Origin of the sequence: Achromobacter sp. UMC46 (assembly GCF_014170335.1) — a bacterium.
In the GTDB taxonomy this organism is placed as follows: Bacteria; Pseudomonadota; Gammaproteobacteria; order Burkholderiales; family Burkholderiaceae_B; genus Achromobacter.
The window spans coordinates 1-20,998 of sequence record NZ_LZZS01000024.1 but is presented as its reverse complement, the minus strand read 5'-3'; the positions used below and the strand labels follow the sequence as shown (position 1 = coordinate 20,998).

The following is a 20,998-nucleotide window of genomic DNA, read 5'->3' as shown; positions in this document are numbered from 1 at the left end:
CGTTACTTGCCCGTCCCGAACACCACCGTATCGTTCGTGCGCCGGCCCAGGGTGGACATCAGTCCATCCAGGGCGGCGCGCTGCGCTTCTGTCGCCGACTCGGCGAACGTGGCCTGACCTTCGAAGGTTACGCCGCGGGCCGTCACATTGCCTTGCCCCGACACTGCGAGCACGCCGCCTTCGGTGCTGAGCGCCAGCGCGGCACCCGGTTTGCCGGTGCCCCGCACCTGCAGCAGGTAAGTGCCGACCGGCGCGACAGAGGTCAACGCCGTGCCGGCATTGCGCCAGCGCAGATCGGCGATCGGGCCTGTCGGCAGGGCGCCGCCCAACCGCAACGCCTGCCAGCTGATCTCCAGCATGCCTTCGGGCGCCAGTGTGTTCCATGGGGCGCCCAGCGCGGGCAGGACGGACGCCGGCACGCGCAGCGACTGCGCCGGCAGCGAGATCCCCGTCCAGCCCAGGCGGGCGCGCAGCGGGCCTTGCAGCCAGGGGTGCGAGACTTCCAGCGCCATTGCACCCCAGCGCCAGTGCCATTGCACCGCTTGCGGCAGCACCCTTTGCGATCCCTTCGCGCCCAGCGCGATCCAGGCGCTGCCCTGCCATAGCGTGCCGCTGGCGTCGGCCAGCGTCACCAGCGACGGCTCGGGTTGCAGGGCCAGCAGCCAGCGCGCCGGCAGCACGCTGACGCCGGCGGCCAGCGCACAGGCGCCGCTGGCCAGCAACAGGGCGGCGGCGCGCTTGTTGATCCGGGGCAGGGGCATCAGCGGGCTCCCGCCTTGTCCGGCAAGCCGAGCGTCACCTGGCCATTGACCAGGCCGGGCAGCGGCCGGCCGTTGGGATTGGCGGCTCGGGTCAATTCGACCTTTTGCGTCGCCACGCCCCAGTCGCGGCCCGCGCCGTCCAGCCAGCGCAGCAGCGCGGAAGATGGCGCCTGGTTCAGCGTCAGCAGCACGCCGGTGCCGGATTCGGGCTGGCCCAGGGTCCACATGCCCGGCGGAAGGCCGGCGCGTTCCAGGCTGGCGCCCAGTTCCGCCGAGGTGGGCATGCTGGCGGCCGGGGTAGCCGACCGTTGGCGCAATGAGCGGGCTTGCGACGTCAGGTCGGCGACGCTGGCGGCCTGGGTGCGCAGGGCAGGCAATTCCGCCTGCAGCTTGCGCATCGTGTTCAAAGGAGGTTCGATCAAGGCGACGAAGACGATGACCGTGCCCAACAGCGCGGCCGCGCCCGTGACCAGCCTGCGTTCGCGCGGCGCCAGCGCTTCGTAGCGCTGGCGCGCGCGGGCCAGGGCGGGGTCCACGGGCTTGCGGACGGATTGCCATGCGTGTTGCAGGCGTTGGTTCAGTGTCATGGTTGCTTGCGCAGGATGCGCCAGGTGTTGTCGGTGTCGCCGCGTTCCAGCTTCAGGCCCAAGGCGGCGGCTTGCTGGATCAGCGCCGGCGTTTCCGCGACGCGTTGGGCTTGTTCGCCGGCGTCGGCCAACTGCAGGGTCAACGCCTGGTCGGCATAGGTCAAGCGGGCGACCTGGTCGGCCGCGAACGGCAGCGTTTGCGCGGCGGCGCGCGCCAGCGGCAGGAAGTCGGCCGCGCTGGCCGCGCCCCGGTTGGCTTGCAGCGCGTCCAGGCCTTGCTGAGCCTGACGCGCCGGGTCCAGCACCACGGGCATGTCGGGGAAGGCGGCCAGCACCTGCTGGCGCATGCCGTTCTTCAACGCGTCGGCTTCGGCGCCCAACTGCGCGGCATGGATATTCAGGCCCGCGATCCAGACCACGGCCGCCGCCGCGGCCCAGCGCCAGACCGGACGCCAGCGGGATATGCGGGCCGGGGCCAATTGCGGCATCGCCAGCGACCACGAGGGCGACGCGGCCTGCCAGCGCGGATCGGCCGGGTCGCGCAGGGGCGCGTCGGAGGTTGGCGTAAGGGTCTGCGGCGCGATGAGCGCATGCGCGCGCAAGCCGTGCGCGTTCAGCAGGCTCCAGGCCCGGCGCACGGGTTCGCGCGGCGCCCAGGCCAAGGGCACCTTGCCGTCGGCGCCACGCGGGCCGTAGCCGATCGCAAGCGCCTCCAGGTCGCTCAGCACCAGGGGTTCCAGCGCGCTGTGGACCGCGGCGGCGACGCGCGCGCGGGCGACGGCAGGGATCTGCACCGTGGTGGCGATGACGTCCGCCGGATGCAGCACGGCTTCGCACGCGGCGTTCGGAAAAGCGTTGCCCATCGCCTGCAAGGCCAGTTCGCCCTGCTGCGCGCAGCGGCCGCGCCGGTCGAACCAGGCATAAGGCAAGGGCGATCCGGCGCTGAACTCATCCAGCACCGGAAGCGCAATACGCAACAGATTTTTCATGGGGTTTCTCGTGTCCATATCGTGTCGGGCGCGGCCGGCGGGGCGCTGCGGACCAGGGCCTGCATCGAGACCCGGGCCCGTTCATACACCACGGTGCCGCTGGCCATGAACCAGCCGCTGGCGGTCGTGACGGTGGGCGCGGGTGCATCCACGCCGGTGCCGGTCAGCCGGTTGGCGAAGTCGCCGGCGTTGTTGAACCAGTTGCCGCGGTCGCGCTCGCCCGTCATCGCGCGGGCCTGGCTGAGCGACAGGCCGGGTACCAGCGCGGCGATCACCTCGGCGGGCGCGGTGTTGACGTTGACGCTTGTCGCCACCGGCAACACGGTCATCGTGAGGCGCATGGCGTTGCGCGCGGGCGGTTCCAACCCAAGCTGGGCGGCGATCTCGTCCACGCCGCGGGGCAGCGGCGCGCGCGCATCGGGCGCGGCGACGGGCTGGCCGTTCGACGAGGACGGCGAGTCGGCCGCCAGTGCCGGGGGCTGGGCGGCGGCGATGATGTCGATGATGTGTCCGGCCAGGGTGTCGGGCAGCTGCTGCACAGTCAGCAGCCGGCGCAGCACCTTTTCCTGTTCGGGTTGCGGCACGCCGTTGCGGGCCAGATTGCTCAGGTTGTACTTCCCTTGCTCGTCCTGCACGCGCCCCGAGAACACGGCGACGCGTTCGTCGCCGGGCCGCTCGATGCGGGTGTCCAGCACCGGCGTTGCCCAGATCTGGTCGCCGCGGGTCGTGGATTCGCGCTTGCCGTGATCGCGGATGACCAGGCGCGCCCAGTCGATGCCGCCCGCCAGCATGACGCGGGCCTGCACGCGGGCCAGCTCGTTTTCCACCCGGCGGGTGCTGGCGGTCTGGCGCTGGAACAGGCTTGTCGTCAACGCCGCCACGATGGCGACGATGATCAGCGCGCTGATGACCGCCGCGCCGCGCTCGCGGACCGGAGGACGGGGCGTCATGGCAGCTCCAGGATGCGGATGTAGCGCTGAGGGGCGTTGGCCGCGCCGCGTTCCAGCGTGATTTCGATGCCGGTCGGCGCAGTCGCGAAACTGGCATTGGCGTCGACCCAGCCCGTGCCGGGCACCCAGGCGCGCACGCCCAGCGCCCTGACGCCGGGCAACAGCAGCACGCCATCGACCGCGGCCGGCAGCGGGCTGCGCGGCGCGGACGGACCGCTGGCACGCCACAGGCCGTCCGCCCGCACCTGCCACTGCACGCGTTGCCACAGGCCGTTGCCATCGGGGTCGGGACGCAGCAGTTCCAGGGTGTTGCCGCCGCTGGTCCGGCGCAACAGGCGCAGGCCGGTCGTCAGCGCCAGCGCGTCCTTGCCGGCGGAGTCGAAGCCCGGTCCGGTGTAGGACAGTTCGACATCGCGCCCCATCTGGCCCAGGGTGCGCACAATGGCGTCGGTGTCTTCGGCCTCTTGCTCGATCCAGTCGCGCGCACTGGAGACGCTGGCCAGTCCGCGCCACGCCATCAGGCTGACCAGCGCCATCAATGCCAGGGCCACCAGCACTTCGATCAGCGTGAAGCCGGCCTGGGCGACGCGGCCGGGCGAAGGCGGGGCGGATGCGCGGCGCATGGTCATCGCAGGCTGGAAAGCAAGCCGTCCAGCTGCAGCAGCACCGCGTCCGGCCGCGGGGACGCCGTGTCGTGAACGTTGACGGAGACCTGCCGGAAGCTGCGGTTCATGGAATTGGTGATGACCAGTTCGCATTGCAGCGAGCGGCCGCCCTGCGGGCAGGGCACCGTCTGCGAGCCGGCGCGCGGCAAGGTCTGCTCCAGCCGCAATTGCGTCAACGCGTTCTGCGCGGCCAGCAGCGCCAGCGTCTTGTCCTGCAAGGCGCGGTTGTTGGCCGACATGACGCCGGTCGCGCGCAGGGCGGCAGCCATCGCCACGGCGATGATGGCCAGGGCCACCAGCACTTCGATCAGGGTAAAGCCGCGCTGGCGGTCAGCGGGGCGGGGCGGTTCAGCGGATGTCATAACGGCCGGAGGCGTCGCGTTGCAAGGTGATGCTGGCGTCGCCTGCACGAAGGACGAGCGTCATGGGGGCAGCCACCCACTCGGTGTTGAAGACCAGTGGACGGTTGGGGTCCAGCCGCAGCTGGACCGCGCCCGCCCGCCAGGTCTGCGGGCGCAGCACGTCGTCGTGTTCCAGGTGGTCGACGGGCACGGGCGTGTCTTCCTGCGCGCTGGGGCCGGGCAGGCGGCCTTGGCGCTCGAACGACCAGCCCTGGCCGTTGGCCAGCCAGCGGATGGGGCGTCCGTCGCTGCGGGCTTCGCTCTGCGCCACGGTGAAGGCGTCGGCCAGACGCTCGGCATCGCTGCGCAGGCCGTTGTCGCGCTTGCCGATCGACAGGCTGACCATGCTGGCCGCGATGGCCACGATCACCAGCACCACCAGCACTTCGACCAGCGTGAATCCGCGTTCAGAGCTCCCAGGAACCGATGTCGGCATCGCCGTTTTCTCCCCCGGGCTTGTTGTCGGCGCCGAACGAGAAGACATCGATGTCGCCCTTGACGCCGGGGCTCAGGTATTGGTACGGGTGGCCCCAGGGGTCATTGGGCAACTTGTCCAGATAGCCGCGCCAGTTATTGGCGCCATCGGGCTTTTCGGCCAGCGCGCGCAGCCCTTGCGCCGTGGTGGGGTAGCGGCCGTTGTCCAGCCGGTAGAGCTTGAGCGCCTGCATGATGCCCGCGATGTCCTGGCGCGCGGCGACTTGCCTGGCCTGATCAGGGCGGTCCAGCACGCGCGGCACGATCAGGGCCGCCAGGATCCCCATGATCACAATCACCACCATGATCTCGATCAGGGTGAAACCTTGCTGGCGGGCAAGCCCACGCGGTAACTGACGCACTTTGCAACTCCGGTCTTCCAGTAGAAGCCCGGAATTGTGGACATGAAATATGACAGTAATGCGTTGCCGTGCCGCCCGCCTGCTACCATGGCCTTTCTACAAGGAGCGGTAATGGCTACAAAAGAGAAGTCTTCGACTGGATTGGCGGCGTTGGTTGAAAAGGCGCTTCAACAGAAGAAGCAGGCTGCCGCCACACAGAAACCGGCAGGTTCCTCCCTGGCGAACCTGGCAGGCCGCAAGCAAATGGGTCGCCCCGCGGGCCGCAAGCGCTGATCGGCAGGCGCTTGAAAGGAAGCGCCGCCCGGCCTGCAAGCAATCTGTCTTAAATTCCCGCGTTTTAACTCCACGCGGTTCAAATCCCCGCGTTTCAATTCACCTGTGCGATTCCCGCGGGCGCCGCCAGCGCGGCGGGCGTTGCCAGGCGGTTCAATCTTCCCCCTTGCTCCACCGTCACGGCGTCCACTGCGATATCGCGCAGCACGATGCCGGGGGCCACTTCGCCGCCTGCCCGGTAAGCCAGTGGCGGGCCGCCATCCACGCTCAGCACCGCCGCGCCATCGGGGCCGGCCGCAATCAGACCCAGCACGCTGATCTGCGTGCGCATCACTTCGTCTTTTCCGAACCATCGCGCCACCGGCGTGTTGTCGGCGGCGCGCGGCGCGGCGGCCGACACGGCGGGCGGCAACGGGCCGGGGCGGGGCGCGAGCAGCACCGCGGCCCATACGCCCACGCCCGCGGCAAACGCCAGCACGGCAAGGACGCGCAACGCGGCGGGCGCGGAAGGCAGGGAGGGGCGCAAGGAAAGAGGCATGAGGACCGCAGCGGTTACGTAAAAGCGACGCGCCCGACTATAGCGCCCGTTCATGACAACGCCGATACCGGAAACTCGCCTTCGATTCAGGTTCCGTACAGCTTTCTGTCATTGCGCTTACACGGCGCCTCTCTAGCATGCGGACAACGCTCGACCCTTCCGGCAGAGCACTTATCCGATCCAACTGGGACACCCGCATGCAAGATACGAATCAAGCCAACCGCCGCCGCCTCCTGAAGATGCTGGGAGGCGCGCCGATGCTGCCGATCGGCGGCGTCAGCATGGCTGCGCTGCTGGCCGGCTGTAATTCGAGCGACGACGATGACGACGGCGATGGCTCGACGAATCCGAATCCCAATCCGTCGACCACGCCGGTGACGTTCACGTCCGCCGCGTTCACGTCGATGCCCGCGCCGACATTGGCCACGCCCCAGCTGATGGCGCGCACCACCGTGAGCTCGGCGCTGGCGCTGACCTTCAGCGACGGTTCCAAGCGCACCGTCGAGCTGGGCTACGAGCCGTTCTTCATGACGGGCGACGCGGTGCCGGACGGCAAGGGCGGCACGATGGTGGCGGGCGGCTATTTCAACCTGGCCGGCGCGCCCATCATGGATGACTCCGTGCCCGCCAAGGCCCGCCAATTCTTCTCGAACTGTCCGGACGGCACGTCGCTGCTGGCCCTGTCGGAACCGACGAAGGTCGCCGGCGTTGCCGGCAACGCGGTCTACGCCGTGGTGCAGTTCGAATACCAGTCGATGAACCAGGCCGGCGCCGACATGTACGGCCTGTTGCCGTCGCCGATCGCCGTGCTGACTCTGTCGCAAGATCCGAACACCGGCAAACTGAGCCTGGTGAAGTACAGCAATGTGGACACGGCGTCGGTGCATGGCCTGTGGATCACCTGTGGCGCCAGCCTGTCGCCCTGGGGCACCCACTTGTCCAGCGAAGAATACGAGCCGGACGCGACGGTCGCCCGCACGCAGGCGGCTTTCCAGACCTATAGCCAGAACGTCTACGGCGACCCCGCCAAGGCCAACCCGTACCACTACGGCCACATGCCGGAAGTGACCGTGCATCCGGACGGCACGGGCACCATCAAGAAGCACTACTGCATGGGCCGCATCTCGCACGAGCTGGTGCAGATGATGCCGGACCAGCGCACCGCGCTGATGGGCGACGACGCCACCAACGGCGGCCTGTTCATGTTCGTGGCCGACCGCAAGGCGGACCTGTCGGCGGGCACGCTGTACGTGGCGCAATGGACGCAGACCTCGGGCACGGGCCCGGGCGCAGGCACGCTGAAGTGGATCAAGCTGGGCCATGCCACCAGCGCCGAAGTCAAGGAACTGGCCGACCAGCTGGTCGCGGCCGACATCATGGACGTGCGCACGGTCGACCCGGCGGACGCGACCTTCACGCAGATCCGCTACAGCGGCAAGGACAACTGGGTGAAGATGCAGCCGGGCCGGCGACAAGCCGCGGCCTTCCTGGAAACGCACCGCTACGCGGCGATGGCGGGCGGCACGCTGGCCTTCACCAAGATGGAAGGCACGACCGTCAACGCCCGCGACAAGATCGCTTACAGCGCCATGTCCCGCATTGAATCGTCGATGATCGACGGCAAGGTCCCGGGCCTGAAAGTCGAAGGCAACTCGGCCGGCGCGGTGTATCAGCTGCACATGAAGGCAGGCCAGGTGGATACCGACGGCAGCGCGATCGACAGCGAATGGGTGCCCGTGGACATGGGCGCAGTGGCGGAACTGGTCGGCAAGCCGCTGGCCACGCCAGATGCGCTGGGCAACACGCACAACGCCGATTTCATCTCGAACCCCGACAACCTGAAATTCTCGGAGAAGCTGCGCACCTTGTTCGTGGGCGAAGACAGCGGCGGCCACGTCAACAACTTCATGTGGGCCTACAACGTCGACACGAAGGCATTGTCGCGCCTGCTGTCGTGCCCGGTGGCGGCGGAATCCACGGGCCTGCAAGCCGTGGACGAGATCAACGGCTGGACCTACATCACCAGCAACTTCCAGCACGCGGCCGATTGGGGCGGCGTCCACGCGGTGGTGCGCCCGACGCTGGAACCGCTGGTCAAGGCCAATTACAAGGACGGCTTCGGCGCATCGGTCGGCTACCTGACCGGCGTGAAGATCGGCGCGTAGTTCGCGCAGGGCCGCGGAAGCGGCGGGGAGCGGCGCCAGCGCCGCACCCGCTGCAATGCCAGGGACCGGTACGCCGGTCCCTTTTTCATGCGTGGGCAGATCCCGATTTGTCGCCAAAGAATCCTGATCCGTCGATCAGGCTTTCTGCCCTTCGTTTCATGGGGGGTTCACGTTGAGCGGCCACTATGTGCGCAGCGTAAAACCTGTTCATGAAACGAGAAGACAAGCATGCAAGCATTGAATTGGAGAAGATGGTGCGCCATGTTGCTGGCTACCAGCGCATTGGCGGGCTGCGGGGGCAGCGACGATGACGATGGCACCGAGGCGCCGCCCACGACGCCGCCGGTGACCGAGCCGGGCAAGCCGGCCGTCGAGAAGGTGCTGTTCATCGGCGTCGATGGCTTGACCTATGACGCCATGCGCCAAGGCGTGGCGGACAAGACCTTGTCCAATATCGGCCAGTTGACGGTCACGCGCGCCTGGACCGGCGGCGTGACGGGCGGCGTCACCCAACAGCCCACCCTGGCGGTTCCCGGTTGGGCCACGTTGCTGACGGGCCAGTGGGCCGACGCGCATGGCGTGCGGTCCAACGCCGCAGGGCAGGCGGCGAAGTCGCCCAGCTTGTTCCAGCGCGTGAAGGCGGCGCGTCCCGATGCGCGCCAGGCGGGTGCCTTCAATTCGACGTTGCTGGCGGGGCTGGTCGGTCGCGATCGCGACGCCGGCTACCTGCAGGCCGTGACGGACTGCGCGGGCGTTGACGATTGCGTCGCCACGCAGGCGCGCGACCGCATTACGGAAGGCTACGACGTGGTCGTCGCCCAGTTCGGCGCCGCCGAACGCGCGGCCTCGGATGGCGGCTTTGGCGCGGGCTACCAGGCGGTGATCCGCCAGACGGACGCCGCCGTGGGTGTGCTGGCCAAACAGGTCGCCGACCGCCGCGCCGCGAATCCCGACGAAAACTGGTTGATCGTCGTGGCCGCCAGCCATGGCCTGGACAAGACGGGCGCCAGCGACGGGCTGCCGATGTCGTTGAACAAGACGATCGTGCTGGCTACCAATCAGCCGGCGATGCTGGGCGGCACGTCGGACGACGCGTCGTTCGATGGCGTGTGGGACAACAACTGGTATGCGCTGCCCAGCGCCGCCGACGTGGCGCCGACGTTGTTGGCGCATCTGGGCGCGTTGCCCGCCGCGGGCGCCTATGACATGGCCGGCACGCCGCTGTCGGAACCCCTGGCCCTGCGCCGCCTGGCGGCCCGCACGTCCATGGACAACAAGACCGTCACGCTGTCCTGGGTGCGAGTGGGCGAACCCGGCGGCGAGATCGTCGTCAGCCGCGACGGCGCCGAAGTGGCGCGCTTGCCGGCCACCGCCACGGAGTACGAAGACACGGGCTACACATTCGATACCGAAGGCGTGCATACGCTGAATTACACGGTGTCCGCCGGACGCGCCGTCAGCGCCACGCGCGCTACGGTGCTCTACGCCAAGCCGGTGCCGCTGCTGGCCTCGCTGCGCACCGGCCTGACGATGCTGTTCCCGTTCGAAGGCAACGTGACCGACGTGGCGGCGGGCGGGGGCGCGATCACCCCGTACGACGGCGTGCAGGCGCCGGCCTACGCCAACGCGGGGATCTTCGGCAAGATGTTCCAGAACGAGCGCGGCGCCGCCGCCCTGGGCGCCTTCAAGCTGGATTACCCCGCGGGGCTGTTGGACAGCGTGCAGGCCTTCACGATCGGCTTCTGGTACCAATCCGACGGCACGGCCAACGACCGCTCGATCTTGGGCAACAAGGACTACAACTCCGGCGGCAACCCCGGCATCACCATCGCCCAGTGGGCCGGCCCCGAGCTGCGCTTCAACCTGGCGGGCGGGTCGCGGGTCGACATCAATGGCGTGAAGTTCACGCCCAACAAGCCGGTCTACGTCGCCATGACCGTCGACAAGACCGCCAAGACCATGACCGCCTACGTCTATGACAAGGACATCGGCTACTCGCGCCGCTCGGTCGGCACGGGGACGGTGAACCTGGCGCAAGTGGCCGGCGTGTTCGGACCGCACATCGGCTTGAACGAAGACGGCCGCGGCACCTACGGCATCTGCTGCGCCGGCACCAAGGGCCCCTACACGATGAACTTCGACGACCTGGCTTTCTGGTCGCGCGCGCTGACCGAGGACGAGGTGAAGTCCCTGGCCATGTCCGGCAAGTCCGTTTCCGAACTGTTTCCCTGATGTTCCTAGGATAGAAAAACCATGAGCAATTCCATGATCTTGCGCGGTTTGCTGCGTGTCGGCGCCGTGCTGATGCTGACCGCGACGCTGGCCGCATGCGGCGGTGACGACGGCGACGATAGCCAGCCCGACAACGGCGGCGGGACCGAAACCCCCACGCCCGTGCCGCCCACCCCGGCCAAGCCCGAACTGCGTTGCGCGCCTTGAGCCGCGCGCCCTCCAGAGTCATAGGAAACGAAACCGTGAAGTCCGAAAAAGACCCGATCCACGCCGGCAAGCGCCGCTTCCTGCGCAATGCCGCGGCATCCACCGCCGGCCTGACCGCGCTGTCGATGTTCCCGCCCGCCATCCGCCGCGCGCTGGCCATTCCGGCCAACAACCGCACCGGCACGATCAACGACGTCGAGCACGTGGTCATCCTGATGCAGGAAAACCGCTCGTTCGACATGTACTTCGGCACGTTCAAGGGCGTGCGCGGCTTCGGCGACCGCATCACGATCCCGCTGGCGCAGAACCGTTCGGTCTGGGAACAGTCCAACGGCACGCGCGTGGTGATGCCGTATCACCTGGACAGCACGCAGGGCAACGCCCAGCGCGTGTCCGGCACGCCCCACGACTACATGGATGCGCAGATGGCGTGGAATGACGGCCGCATGAATCAGTGGCCGCTCTACAAGCAAAACCAGTCGATGGGCTACTACCGCCAGAAAGAGGTGGAGTTCCAGTTTGCGCTGGCTGAAGCGTTCACCTTGTGCGACGCCTACCACTGCTCCACGCACGGCGGCACCAACACGAACCGCCTGTTCCACTGGACCGGCACCAACGATCCGCTGGCGCAAGGCAACGGCCCGTCGACCCGCAACCAGTGGGATAGCCTGGGCGCGTCCACCACCGGCTGGACCTGGATGACGTATCCCGAACGGCTGCAAAAGGCCGGCGTCAGCTGGACGGTCTACCAGAACCTGCCCGAGAACTTCGGCGACAACCCGCTGGCCGGCTTCCAGCAGTACCGCCGCGCCAACGAGCAGGCGGGCAATTCCGCCAATGGCGCGCCGTACCCGGCCTGGACCCCCAGCATGGACGCCGCCAACCCGCTGTACAAGGGCACGGCCAACACCATGCCCGACGGCGGCTTCCTGCAAGCCCTGCGCGACGACGTCAACAACGGCCGGCTGCCGCAAGTGTCGTGGATCGTGGCGCCCGCCACGTATTCCGAACACCCCGGCCCGTCCAGCCCCGTCCAGGGCGCGTGGTACATCCAGGAAACGCTGGATGCGCTGACGTCGAACCCGGACGTGTGGAGCAAGACCGTCCTGCTGATCAACTTCGACGAGAACGACGGCTATTTCGACCACGTGCCGCCGCCTGCGGCGCCGTCCCTGGACGATGACGACGCGATGGCCGGCGCGTCCACCGTCAACACCGATCTGGACCGCCACACCCGGGCCTCGGCCCAGGACGCGGCCGACGGCCGCGTCTACGGCCCGGGCCCGCGCGTGCCGATGTACGTGGTGTCGCCGTGGAGCCGCGGCGGCTGGGTCAATTCCCAGGCGTTCGACCACACGTCCGTGCTGCGCTTCCTGGAAGCCCGCTTCGGCGTGAAGGAAGAGAACATCAGCCCGTGGCGCCGCGCCGTGCTGGGCGACATGACGTCGGCCTTCAACTTCGCCACGCCCAACGACGAGAAGCTGCCTGACCTGAACATCCTGTCCCGCACGGGCGCGGACCAGGAGCGGGCCGCCCAGCAGGCGCTGACGGCGGTGCCGCTGCCCGACCCCAGCACCCAGGCCAAGCCGGTGCAGGAAAAGGGCGTGCGCTATTCGCGCGCCTTGCCCTACGAACTGCACACCAGCGGCCGCAGCCAGCCCAATACGGGCAACATGTGGCTGGTGTTCTCCAACACGGGCAAACAGGCGGCGGTGTTCCACGTCTATGACCGCCTGCATCTGGACCGCTTGCCGCGCCGCTACACGGTGGAACCCGATAAGCAGCTGGAAGGCAGCTGGGACACGGCGGCCGACGGCGGCAAGTACGACCTGTGGGTGCTGGGCCCCAACGGCTATCACCGCCACTTCGCGGGCGACTTGGCCCTGGCGCGCACGTCGCAGCTGGACCCGGAAATCCGCGTCTGCTACGACATCGCCAACGGCGACGTCTATGTCAGCTTCATCAACAGCGGCAAAGACGCCTGCACGTTCGAAGTCACGCCCAACGCGTACTACAGCAACAACGAGCGCTGGACGCTGACCGTGCCCGCGGGCAGCAAGGTCGAGCAGCACTGGACGCTGGAGGCCAGCGGCCACTGGTACGACTTCACGGCCCGCCTGGCCGAAGACCCGTCCTACCTGCGCCGCTTCGCCGGCCGCGTCGAAACCGGCAAGCCGTCGGTGACCGACCCGGCGATGGCGACCTGACGGTCAGGCGGCGGTCTGCGGTTCGCGCGCCCGGAAAGCCGTGGCGCACGCGTCGCAGATCGCCGCGGTAATGCCCTGGCGCGCATGTTCGCGCCGTTCCAGCATGCCGATGGCCCGCGAAAGCGGGCCTAAGTCTTCCGGAAGCGTCAATATCCGCAGCTCCGGGCTGTGCTGCCAATTGGACCCGTTGATCAACGGCAGCAGGGTCACGCCCACTTCCTGGCGCACCAATTCCACCAGGGTCTCGATGGCGTTGAGTTCCAGGAATTCGGTCAGCGGCACCGCCAGGCGGCGCAGCAAGCGGTCGATCTGCAGGCCGGTGCGCTGGGTGCGGTCGAACCGCAGGAAGGGATTGTTCGCCAGCACCTGACGGGCGTCCTTGCCTGTGGCGGACGCCGGGGCGATCACCACCAGTTGCTCTTCATATAGCGGGGTCCAGCGCGTGCTGGCCATCTTGCGTCCAGCCTCTACCAGAAACGCCGCGTCCAATTCCCCGTCTTCGACCTTGCCGGCCAGTTCGCTGGCCTTGCCTGACAGGATGCGCACGTCCAGCTTCGGATGGGCTTTCTTCAAGCCCGACACGACCTTGGACAAGGTGCCCATGCACGACACGATGCTGCCCACCGACACGGCGCCCGCCAGTTCGCCCGGCACGGTGCGCGGCAACCTCATTCGGTCGTATAAATCCAGTAAATGCTTGATTTCAGGTAGCAATTCCCGTCCGGCTGCGTTAAGAATGGCAAGGCGCCCGCTGCGGTCGAACAGTTCTCGGCCCAGCTCGGCCTCCAGTGACCGCATCTGGAAGCTGACGGCCGCCTGGGTCAGGGCCACTTGCTCGGCGGCTTCGGAAAAAGAGCCGTGATGGGCGACGGCCAGGAAAGTGCGCAAAAACCGGATGGTACTCATAAAATTTTCTTTTATGACGGAACAAAAAATCAAATTGATTTAATTAGACCACGAGAGTACCTTCGCCTGCTTACCCGTTATGAGACAAGCCACATGAAATCCTTCGACTGGGGCAACCCGTATCCTTCCGTACGCATCCCGCTGTTCGCGCGCAACGTGGTCTCCACGTCGCACCCGCTGGCGGCCCAGGCGGGGCTGCGCATGCTGCTCAAGGGCGGCAACGCCGTGGACGCCGCCATCGCGGCGGCCGCCACGATCGTCCTGGTCGAACCCGTGTCCTGCGGCCTGGGCGGCGACTGCTTCGCCATCGTCTGGGACGGCAAGGAACTGCATGGCTTGAACTCGTCGGGCGTGGCGCCCGCGGCCTGGAGTACCGAATACTTCAAGGCCAAGTACGGCACGGGCCCGGATGGCCTGGCCATCCAGCCCAAGCGCGGCTGGGATTCCGCGACGGTGCCGGGCGTCGTAGCCGGCTGGGCCGCCCTGCACGAAAAACTGGGCAAGCTGCCGTTCGAACAACTGTTCGAACCCGCCATTGAAATCGCCGAGCGCGGCTACGCCGTGCCGCCGGTGGTGGCGCACAAGTGGGCCGCCGCCGCCGAAGAACTGAAGTCGCAGCCGGGCTACGCCCAGGCCTTCCTGCCCGAAGGCCGCGCGCCCAAGGTCGGCGAGCACTTCCGTTTCCCCGACGCCGCCAACACGCTGCGCCGCATCGCCGAATCCAAGGGCCGTGACTTCTACGAGGGCGAACTGGCCGAGCGCATCGCCGCCTTCAGCAAGGAATGCGGCGGCGCGATGACGCTGGAAGACCTGCGCAACTACCGTCCGGACTGGGTCAAGCCCATTTCCAAGTCGTACCGCGGCTACGAGCTGCACGAAATCCCGCCCAACGGGCAGGGCATCGCCGCGCTGATCGCGCTGGGCATCGTCGAACGCTTCGACATGTCCGACATCCCCGTGGACTCGGTGCAGTCGCAGCACATCCAGATCGAAGCCATGAAGCTGGCGTTTGCCGACCTGTACAAGTACGTGGCCGACCCGCGCGCCATGCAAGTGACGCCCGAGCAGATGCTGTCGGACGCCTACCTGGACAGCCGCGCCAAGCTGATCCGCCTGGACCAGGCCACGCATTTCGAAGCCGGCCGCCCGCACGCCGGCGGCACCGTCTACCTGACCGCCGCTGACGAAAACGGCATGATGATCTCGTTCATTCAGTCCAACTACATGGGCTTCGGATCGGGCGTGGTCGTGCCGGGCACCGGCATCAGCATGCAGAACCGCGGCGTGGGCTTCTCGATGGACCCCAAGTCCGCCAACGTGGTCGAAGGCGGCAAGCGCCCGTTCCACACCATCATCCCGGGTTTCCTGACGCGCGGCGGCAAGCCGGTCATGAGCTTCGGCGTGATGGGCGGCGACATGCAGCCGCAAGGCCACATGCAGACGGTCGTGCGCATGATCGACTACCACCAGAACCCGCAGGCCGCCTGCTGCGCGCCGCGCTGGAAGGTCAACCGCGACTTCACGCTGGACATCGAGACCAATATGCAGGCTTCCACCATTGCGGGCCTGAAAGACCTCGGGCATGCTTTGAAGTCCGTTGACGATCCCTACATGGACTTCGGCGCCGGCCAGTTCATCTGGCGCATGTCCGAGAACGACAACGAACTGGGTTACGTCGCCGCCAGCGACAGCCGCCGCGACGGCCAGGCGGTCGGCTTCTAAACCGGCTTCTACATTCAAGCTCGCAAGCAATAAGGGGAAAAACACAATGAAACGCTTGACCATGACCTTCGGCGCCAGCTTGCTGGCGCTGGCCGCGGGGGCCGCGTGCGCCCAGAACATCCGGATCGGCCTGCAGGAAGATCCCGACGTTCTGGACCCGCACCGCGCCCGCACCTACGTCGGCCGGATCGTGTTCACGTCGCTGTGCGACAAGCTGGTGGACATTGATCCCAAGCTGCATTTCGTGCCGCAGCTGGCCACGTCGTGGACGTTCAGCCCCGACAACAAGGTGCTGACCTTCAAGCTGCGCGAAGACGCGCTGTTCCATGACGGCACGAAGTTCGACGCGGCGGCGGCCAAGGCCAACCTGGAACGCGCCATGTCGCTGCCGGACAGCCTGCGCAAGGGTGAACTGGCCTCGGTCGAGAAAGTGGATGCGCCGGACGCGTCGACGCTGGTGCTGACGTTGAAGAAGCCGGACGCCACCTTGCTGGCCCAGCTGTCCGACCGTGCCGGCATGATGCTGTCGCCCAAGACCTTCGCCGACGCCGACGTGGCATCGGTCGGCCGCAAGCCGGTGTGCTCGGGCCCGTACAAGTTCGTCGAGCGCATCCAGAACGACCGCATCGTGCTGGAGAAATTCGACCAGTACTACGACGCCAAGGACTACGCCTTCAAGCGCCTGATCTTCCTGCCCATCCCCGACACCACGGTCCGCTTGTCGAACCTGCGCGCGGGCGATCTGGACATGCTGGAACGCCTGAACCCGTCGGACGCGCCCCAGGTCAAGAACGACGCCAGCCTGACGTTCGCGCCGGTGGCCGGCCTGGGCTTCCAGCAGTTCATGTTCAACGTGGGTAACGGCCCCCGCGCCGAAGACAACCCGTTCAAGAACAAGCTGGTGCGCCAGGCATTCCAGTACGCGCTGGACCGCAATGCCATCAACGAGGTCGCGGGCGGCGGCATCTTCGAACCCGCCCAGCAGCCGTTCCCGCCGGCAAGCCCCTACCACAGCGACAAGTTCCCGGTCACCAAGCGCGACGTGGCCAAGGCCAAGTCGTTGCTGAAGCAGGCCGGCTTCGAGCGCGTGAAGGCCGAGCTGGTGTTCGGTAACAACACGACCACGTCGTCCATCGCCGAGATCGTCCAGGCGATGGCGTCCGAGGCGGGCTTCGACCTGTCCCTGCGTCCGACCGAGTACGCGGCCCTGCAGAAGGAATCGTCCGGCGGCAATTTCCAGATCGTGATGCTGGGCTGGTCCGGCCGGGTCGACCCCGACGGCAACGTCCATGCCTTCGTGACCTGCAAGGGCGCGCTGAACGACGGCCATTACTGCAACCCGGAAGTGGACAAGCTGCTGAACGAGGCGCGCACCGTGCCGGATGAGGCCCGCCGCAAGGAAATCTACGACCAGGCGCAGGCCATCATCCAGGACGAGTTGCCTGGCGTGTACAACTACTACCAGCCGTGGCCGTTCGCCATGGGCAAGAAGGTCAAGGGCTTTACGCCGTATCCTGACGGCATGATCCGCCTGAAGGGTGTGACGTTCGCGCAGAAGTGACGACGACGCGCGGCGGCCCCCGGGGCGCCGCGCACGTTGGAGGCGGCGACGCGTTTGTGGCGACGCATCCAATGGTTCTTTGCGGCGGCCGCGCGCCGGGCGATGTTGGCCTGACGCCGTCCGCCGTTCCTGTTCTACGGTTTTCCCCACATGCTTAAACTCATCTTGCGCCGCGTGATCGTCGCGATACCGACACTGATACTGGTGTCGATGATCGTCTTCATGCTGCAAAAAATCCTGCCCGGCGATCCGGTACTGACCTTGGCCGGCGAAGAGCGCGACCCGGCCGTCCTGGACTACCTGCGCGACAAATACCGCCTGAACGATCCGCTGCCGATGCAATATGCGGCGTGGGCCGGCCAGGTGCTGCAAGGCGACCTGGGCAAGTCCCTGCGCACCGACGTGCCCGTCACGACGCTGATCGCGCAAAAGCTGCCCGTCACCCTGCAACTGGCGGCGATGGCCATGTTCTTCGCGCTGCTGATCGGCATCCCGATGGGGATCATCGCCGCGGTGCGCAAGGGCAAGCCCATTGAAATGGGCGCCAACATCGCGGCGCTGTCCGGCATGTCGATCCCCAATTTCTGGCTGGGGATCATCCTGATCATGGTGGTGTCGGTGCAGTGGAAGCTGCTGCCGGCCTCGGGCTACGTGTCGCCGTCTGAAGACCTTTGGCTGTCGATCAAGACGATGCTGATGCCGTCGCTGGTGCTGTCCACGGCGATCGCGGCGTACCTGATGCGCCACACGCGCTCGTCCATGCTGGAGGCGCTGTCCGCCGACTACGTGCGGACCGCGCGCGCCAAGGGCGTGTCGCCGCGCCAGGTGGTGCTGCGCCATGCCCTGCGCAACGCGCTGATGCCGATCGTCACGCTGGTGACGTTGCTGTTCGGCGAATTGCTGGCCGGCGCCGTGCTGACCGAACAGGTCTTCACGATTCCGGGCTTCGGCAAGCTGGTGGTGGACGCGGTGTTCACCCGCGACTACGCGGTGGTGCAGGGCGTGGTGCTCTGCGTGGCGGTGGGCTTCATCCTGATGAACCTGCTGGCCGACATCCTGTACATCCTGGTCAACCCCCGCCTGAGGCACTCATGAGCGCACTTCCTGCAACGGCCGCAGCCGTCACGCCGCCCCGCAGCCGCAACCGCGCCTGGGGAAAATTCAAACGCAACCACATTGCCATGCTGGGCCTGGCCATCGTGGCCTTCTTTGTCCTGCTGGCCGTGCTGGCGCCGTTCATCGCCAACCACGATCCCTTGCAGACCAGCTTCACGACCATCCGCAAGGCGCCGTCGGCGTCCTATTGGCTGGGGACGGACGAGCTGGGCCGCGACATTTTCAGCCGCATGGTCTATGGCGCCCGCGCGTCCCTGATGGCGGGCCTGGTGTCCGTGCTGATCGCGCTGGTGGTGGGCGTGCCTTTCGGCCTTGCGGCCGGCTACTTCGGCGGTTGGACCGACAGCATCATTTCGCGCGCTACCGAGGCGCTGCTGGCCATCCCGTTCCTGATCCTGGCCATCGCGCTGGCCGCCTTCCTGGGGCCCAGCCTGACCAACGCGATGATCGCCATCGGCGTGTCGGCGGCGCCCAAGTTCGTGCGCCTGACACGCGGGCAGGTGCTGGCGGTCAAGAACGAGGACTATGTCCAAAGCGCCCGCGCGCTGGGCGCGTCCGACTTGCGCATCATCGGCCGGCACGTGTTCCCCAACGTGATGCCGCCGCTGATCGTGCAGGCCACCATCACCATCGCCACGGCCATCATCGCCGAGGCCAGCCTGTCCTTCCTGGGCCTGGGGCTGCAACCGCCGACGCCGTCGTGGGGCTCGATGCTGAACACGGCCAAGAACTTCATGACCCAGGCGCCCTGGATGTCGATCTTCCCCGGATCGGCCATTTTCCTGGTGGTGCTGGGCTTCAATCTGCTGGGTGACGGGCTGCGCGACGCGCTCGATCCGCGTCAGGAAAAGTAATCACTATGGCAACCATGGATCCCAAACGCGTCGTGCAGGTCAATGACTTGACCGTGCGCTTCAAAACGCCTGACCGCACGGTGGAAGCCGTGCGCAATGTCTCGTTCCACGTCGACCGCGGCGAAACCCTGGCCATCGTGGGCGAGTCCGGTTCAGGCAAATCCGTGACGTCGCTGGCGTTGATGCGCCTGGTGGAGTATGGCGGCGGCAAGATCGTCAATGGCGACATGTTCCTGCGCCGCCGCAATGGCGACGTCCTGGATCTGGCCCACGCGCCCGACAGCACGCTGCAACGCGTGCGCGGCGCCGATGTGGCGATGATCTTCCAGGAGCCGATGACGTCGCTGAACCCCAGCTTCACCGCCGGCAACCAGATCGCCGAAGCCCTGCAGTTGCACCAGGGGCTGGACGCGGCCGGCGCGCGCGCCGAAACGCTGCGCATGCTGGAACGCGTGCGAATCCCCGAGGCGCGCGCCATCCTGGACCGCTATCCGCACCAGTTGTCGGGCGGCATGCGCCAGCGCGTGATGATCGCGATGGCGTTGTCGTGCAAGCCTCAGCTGCTGATCGCCGACGAGCCGACGACCGCGCTGGACGTCACCATCCAGGCCCAGATCCTGCAACTGATCCGTCAGTTGCAGGAAGAGATGAACATGGGCGTGATCTTCATCACGCACGACATGGGTGTGGTGGCCGAAGTGGCCGACCGCGTGCTGGTGATGTATCGCGGCGACAAGGTGGAAGAGGGCGGTTCGGACGAGATCTTCGCGCGTCCGCAGCATGCCTATACGCGCGCCTTGCTGTCCGCCGTGCCGCGCCTGGGCGCCATGCACGGCACGGACGAGCCCGCGCCGTTCCCGCTGCTGAAGGTGGAGGAAGCCGCCCGCGTCGCCGATCCGGCCGCGCTGGTGGATGCGCCCGTGGCCGCGCCCACGACCGTGCGCCGCGAGAACGGTCCGGTGCTGAAAGTGCGCGACCTGACGACCAGTTTCGACATCACCGGCGGCATCCTGGGCCGGGTGCAGAAGCGCGTGCACGCGGTGGAGAAAGTCAGTTTCGACCTGTACCCCGGCGAGACCCTGTCGCTGGTGGGAGAGTCCGGTTGCGGCAAGACCACGACGGGCCGGTCGCTGCTGCAGCTGGTCAAGAGCAAGAGCGGCACGATCGAGTTCGACGGCAAGAACATCGGCGCGCTGCGCGGCAGCGCCATGCAGACGCTGCGCCAGCACATCCAGTTCATCTTCCAGGACCCGTTCGCATCGCTGGACCCGCGGATGACGGTGGGCTATTCCATCATGGAGCCCCTGTTGATCCACGGCGTGGCCCGCGGCAAGGCTGCGCAGGAGCGGGTGCGCTGGTTGATGGACAAGTGCGGGCTGCTGCCGGAAATGATCGACCGCTATCCGCACGAGTTCTCGGGCGGACAGCGCCAGCGCATCTGCATTGCGCGGGCGTTGGCGTTGAATCCCAAGGTCGTGATCGCCGACGAATCGGTGTCGGCGCTGGACGTGTCGATCCAGGCCCAGATCGTGAACCTGCTGCTGGATCTGCAACGGGAACTGGGCGTGTCGTTCCTGTTCATTTCGCACGACATGGCCGTGGTCGAACGCGTCAGCCATCGCGTGGCGGTGATGTACCTGGGGCAGATTGTCGAGATCGGGCCGCGCCGGGCGATCTTCGAAAACCCGCAGCATCCCTATACGAAGAAGCTGATGGCGGCAGTGCCGATCGCGGATCCGCAACGGCGGCACCGGGAGCGCTCATTGCTGGTGGATGAGATTCCCAGCCCGATGCGTAAGCTGGGGGATGATCCGTTGGTGGAGCCGTTGGTGGCGGTGGGTGACGGGCATTTTGTGGCGCGGCATTCTATTGGGGTTTATTGAGGCGGGGTTGCTGGGTGCTGAGGATGCATTCGGCGTTTGACCGGTTGCGTTCTTAACGCGCAGTCGGCGCCGGGGTGGGGGCGGGCACGGGTCAACGATTGCGGTCCGGAGCCTTCGCTCCGGACGTCCCCGTCGTCATCTTCGT

General features: G+C 67.2%; 20 protein-coding genes. 10 read left to right on the top strand and 10 right to left on the bottom strand.

Annotated features, from left to right (window positions below; genetic code table 11):
* Positions 1 to 2: 2 nt before the first annotated feature.
* Genes A9973_RS17500 through gspG form a run of 8 tightly spaced genes read right to left on the bottom strand, consistent with a single transcriptional unit; the run spans position 3 to position 5,189 of the window.
* Positions 3 to 761, bottom strand: coding sequence for a type II secretion system protein N (locus A9973_RS17500; RefSeq protein ID WP_183014994.1), 759 nt, complete (start codon positions 759 to 761; stop codon positions 3 to 5).
* On the bottom strand, positions 761 to 1,348 hold the full coding sequence (gspM, locus tag A9973_RS17495; protein ID WP_183014993.1) for a type II secretion system protein GspM: 588 nt from the start codon (positions 1,346 to 1,348) through the stop codon (positions 761 to 763). Before gspM ends, A9973_RS17500 begins: the two co-directional genes overlap by 1 nt.
* A complete protein-coding gene (gene gspL / locus A9973_RS17490; protein WP_183014992.1) occupies positions 1,345 to 2,337 on the bottom strand; it encodes a type II secretion system protein GspL in 993 nt (330 codons plus the stop codon). The genes gspM and gspL overlap by 4 nt, the downstream gene beginning before the upstream one ends.
* Positions 2,334 to 3,287, bottom strand: a complete 954-nt coding sequence (gspK, locus tag A9973_RS17485; RefSeq protein ID WP_183014991.1) for a type II secretion system minor pseudopilin GspK — start codon at positions 3,285 to 3,287, stop codon at positions 2,334 to 2,336. The genes gspL and gspK overlap by 4 nt, the downstream gene beginning before the upstream one ends.
* A complete protein-coding gene (locus A9973_RS17480; RefSeq protein WP_183014990.1) occupies positions 3,284 to 3,916 on the bottom strand; it encodes a type II secretion system protein J in 633 nt (210 codons plus the stop codon). The genes gspK and A9973_RS17480 overlap by 4 nt, the downstream gene beginning before the upstream one ends.
* The gene (gspI, locus tag A9973_RS17475; RefSeq protein ID WP_183014989.1) at positions 3,913 to 4,314 is read right to left on the bottom strand and encodes a type II secretion system minor pseudopilin GspI; all 402 of its coding nucleotides are present in this window, start codon (positions 4,312 to 4,314) and stop codon (positions 3,913 to 3,915) included. Before gspI ends, A9973_RS17480 begins: the two co-directional genes overlap by 4 nt.
* A complete protein-coding gene (gene gspH, locus A9973_RS17470; RefSeq protein WP_183014988.1) occupies positions 4,301 to 4,789 on the bottom strand; it encodes a type II secretion system minor pseudopilin GspH in 489 nt (162 codons plus the stop codon). The genes gspI and gspH overlap by 14 nt, the downstream gene beginning before the upstream one ends.
* A complete protein-coding gene (gene gspG / locus A9973_RS17465) occupies positions 4,761 to 5,189 on the bottom strand; it encodes a type II secretion system major pseudopilin GspG (protein ID WP_035214085.1) in 429 nt (142 codons plus the stop codon). The genes gspH and gspG overlap by 29 nt, the downstream gene beginning before the upstream one ends.
* Before the next feature lie 42 nt (positions 5,190 to 5,231).
* Here gspG and A9973_RS17460 point away from each other — a divergent pair, with 42 nt between their 5' ends.
* The gene (locus A9973_RS17460; protein ID WP_183014987.1) at positions 5,232 to 5,462 is read left to right on the top strand and encodes a hypothetical protein; all 231 of its coding nucleotides are present in this window, start codon (positions 5,232 to 5,234) and stop codon (positions 5,460 to 5,462) included.
* A 94-nt stretch (positions 5,463 to 5,556) separates the two neighbouring features.
* Here the strand turns inward: A9973_RS17460 and A9973_RS17455 are convergent, their stop codons facing one another.
* Positions 5,557 to 6,000, bottom strand: coding sequence for a general secretion pathway protein GspC (locus A9973_RS17455; RefSeq protein WP_183014986.1), 444 nt, complete (start codon positions 5,998 to 6,000; stop codon positions 5,557 to 5,559).
* 197 nt (positions 6,001 to 6,197) lie between these two features.
* Here A9973_RS17455 and A9973_RS17450 point away from each other — a divergent pair, with 197 nt between their 5' ends.
* From A9973_RS17450 to A9973_RS17435, 4 genes are all read left to right on the top strand, one after another.
* Positions 6,198 to 8,165 (top strand): PhoX family phosphatase, encoded by a 1,968-nt coding sequence (locus A9973_RS17450; RefSeq protein WP_183014985.1) that lies wholly within the window; start codon positions 6,198 to 6,200, stop codon positions 8,163 to 8,165.
* A 228-nt stretch (positions 8,166 to 8,393) separates the two neighbouring features.
* Complete coding sequence (locus tag A9973_RS17445; protein ID WP_183014984.1) at positions 8,394 to 10,397, top strand: LamG-like jellyroll fold domain-containing protein; 2,004 nt, start codon at positions 8,394 to 8,396, stop codon at positions 10,395 to 10,397.
* A 21-nt stretch (positions 10,398 to 10,418) separates the two neighbouring features.
* Positions 10,419 to 10,604, top strand: a complete 186-nt coding sequence (locus A9973_RS17440; RefSeq protein WP_183014983.1) for a hypothetical protein — start codon at positions 10,419 to 10,421, stop codon at positions 10,602 to 10,604.
* Positions 10,605 to 10,639: 35 nt separating this feature from the next.
* Complete coding sequence (locus A9973_RS17435) at positions 10,640 to 12,811, top strand: phosphocholine-specific phospholipase C (protein ID WP_183014982.1); 2,172 nt, start codon at positions 10,640 to 10,642, stop codon at positions 12,809 to 12,811.
* A 3-nt stretch (positions 12,812 to 12,814) separates the two neighbouring features.
* On the opposite strand, the gene A9973_RS17430 is transcribed toward A9973_RS17435, so the two are convergent.
* Positions 12,815 to 13,717, bottom strand: a complete 903-nt coding sequence (locus A9973_RS17430) for a LysR family transcriptional regulator (protein WP_183014981.1) — start codon at positions 13,715 to 13,717, stop codon at positions 12,815 to 12,817.
* A gap of 93 nt (positions 13,718 to 13,810) precedes the next feature.
* Between A9973_RS17430 and ggt the strand changes: the two genes are divergently transcribed.
* The 5 genes from ggt to A9973_RS17405 all read left to right on the top strand — a co-directional run bounded on the left by ggt (position 13,811) and on the right by A9973_RS17405 (position 20,853).
* Entirely contained in the window at positions 13,811 to 15,439 is a 1,629-nt protein-coding gene (gene ggt, locus A9973_RS17425) for a gamma-glutamyltransferase (protein ID WP_183014980.1), read from the top strand.
* 46 nt (positions 15,440 to 15,485) lie between these two features.
* Entirely contained in the window at positions 15,486 to 17,000 is a 1,515-nt protein-coding gene (locus A9973_RS17420) for an ABC transporter substrate-binding protein (protein WP_183014979.1), read from the top strand.
* 150 nt (positions 17,001 to 17,150) lie between these two features.
* Entirely contained in the window at positions 17,151 to 18,095 is a 945-nt protein-coding gene (locus tag A9973_RS17415; RefSeq protein WP_183014978.1) for an ABC transporter permease, read from the top strand.
* The gene (nikC, locus tag A9973_RS17410) at positions 18,092 to 18,970 is read left to right on the top strand and encodes a nickel transporter permease (protein ID WP_054426077.1); all 879 of its coding nucleotides are present in this window, start codon (positions 18,092 to 18,094) and stop codon (positions 18,968 to 18,970) included. The genes A9973_RS17415 and nikC overlap by 4 nt, the downstream gene beginning before the upstream one ends.
* Before the next feature lie 14 nt (positions 18,971 to 18,984).
* Positions 18,985 to 20,853, top strand: a complete 1,869-nt coding sequence (locus A9973_RS17405; protein ID WP_183015101.1) for a dipeptide ABC transporter ATP-binding protein — start codon at positions 18,985 to 18,987, stop codon at positions 20,851 to 20,853.
* Positions 20,854 to 20,998 lie beyond the last annotated feature (145 nt).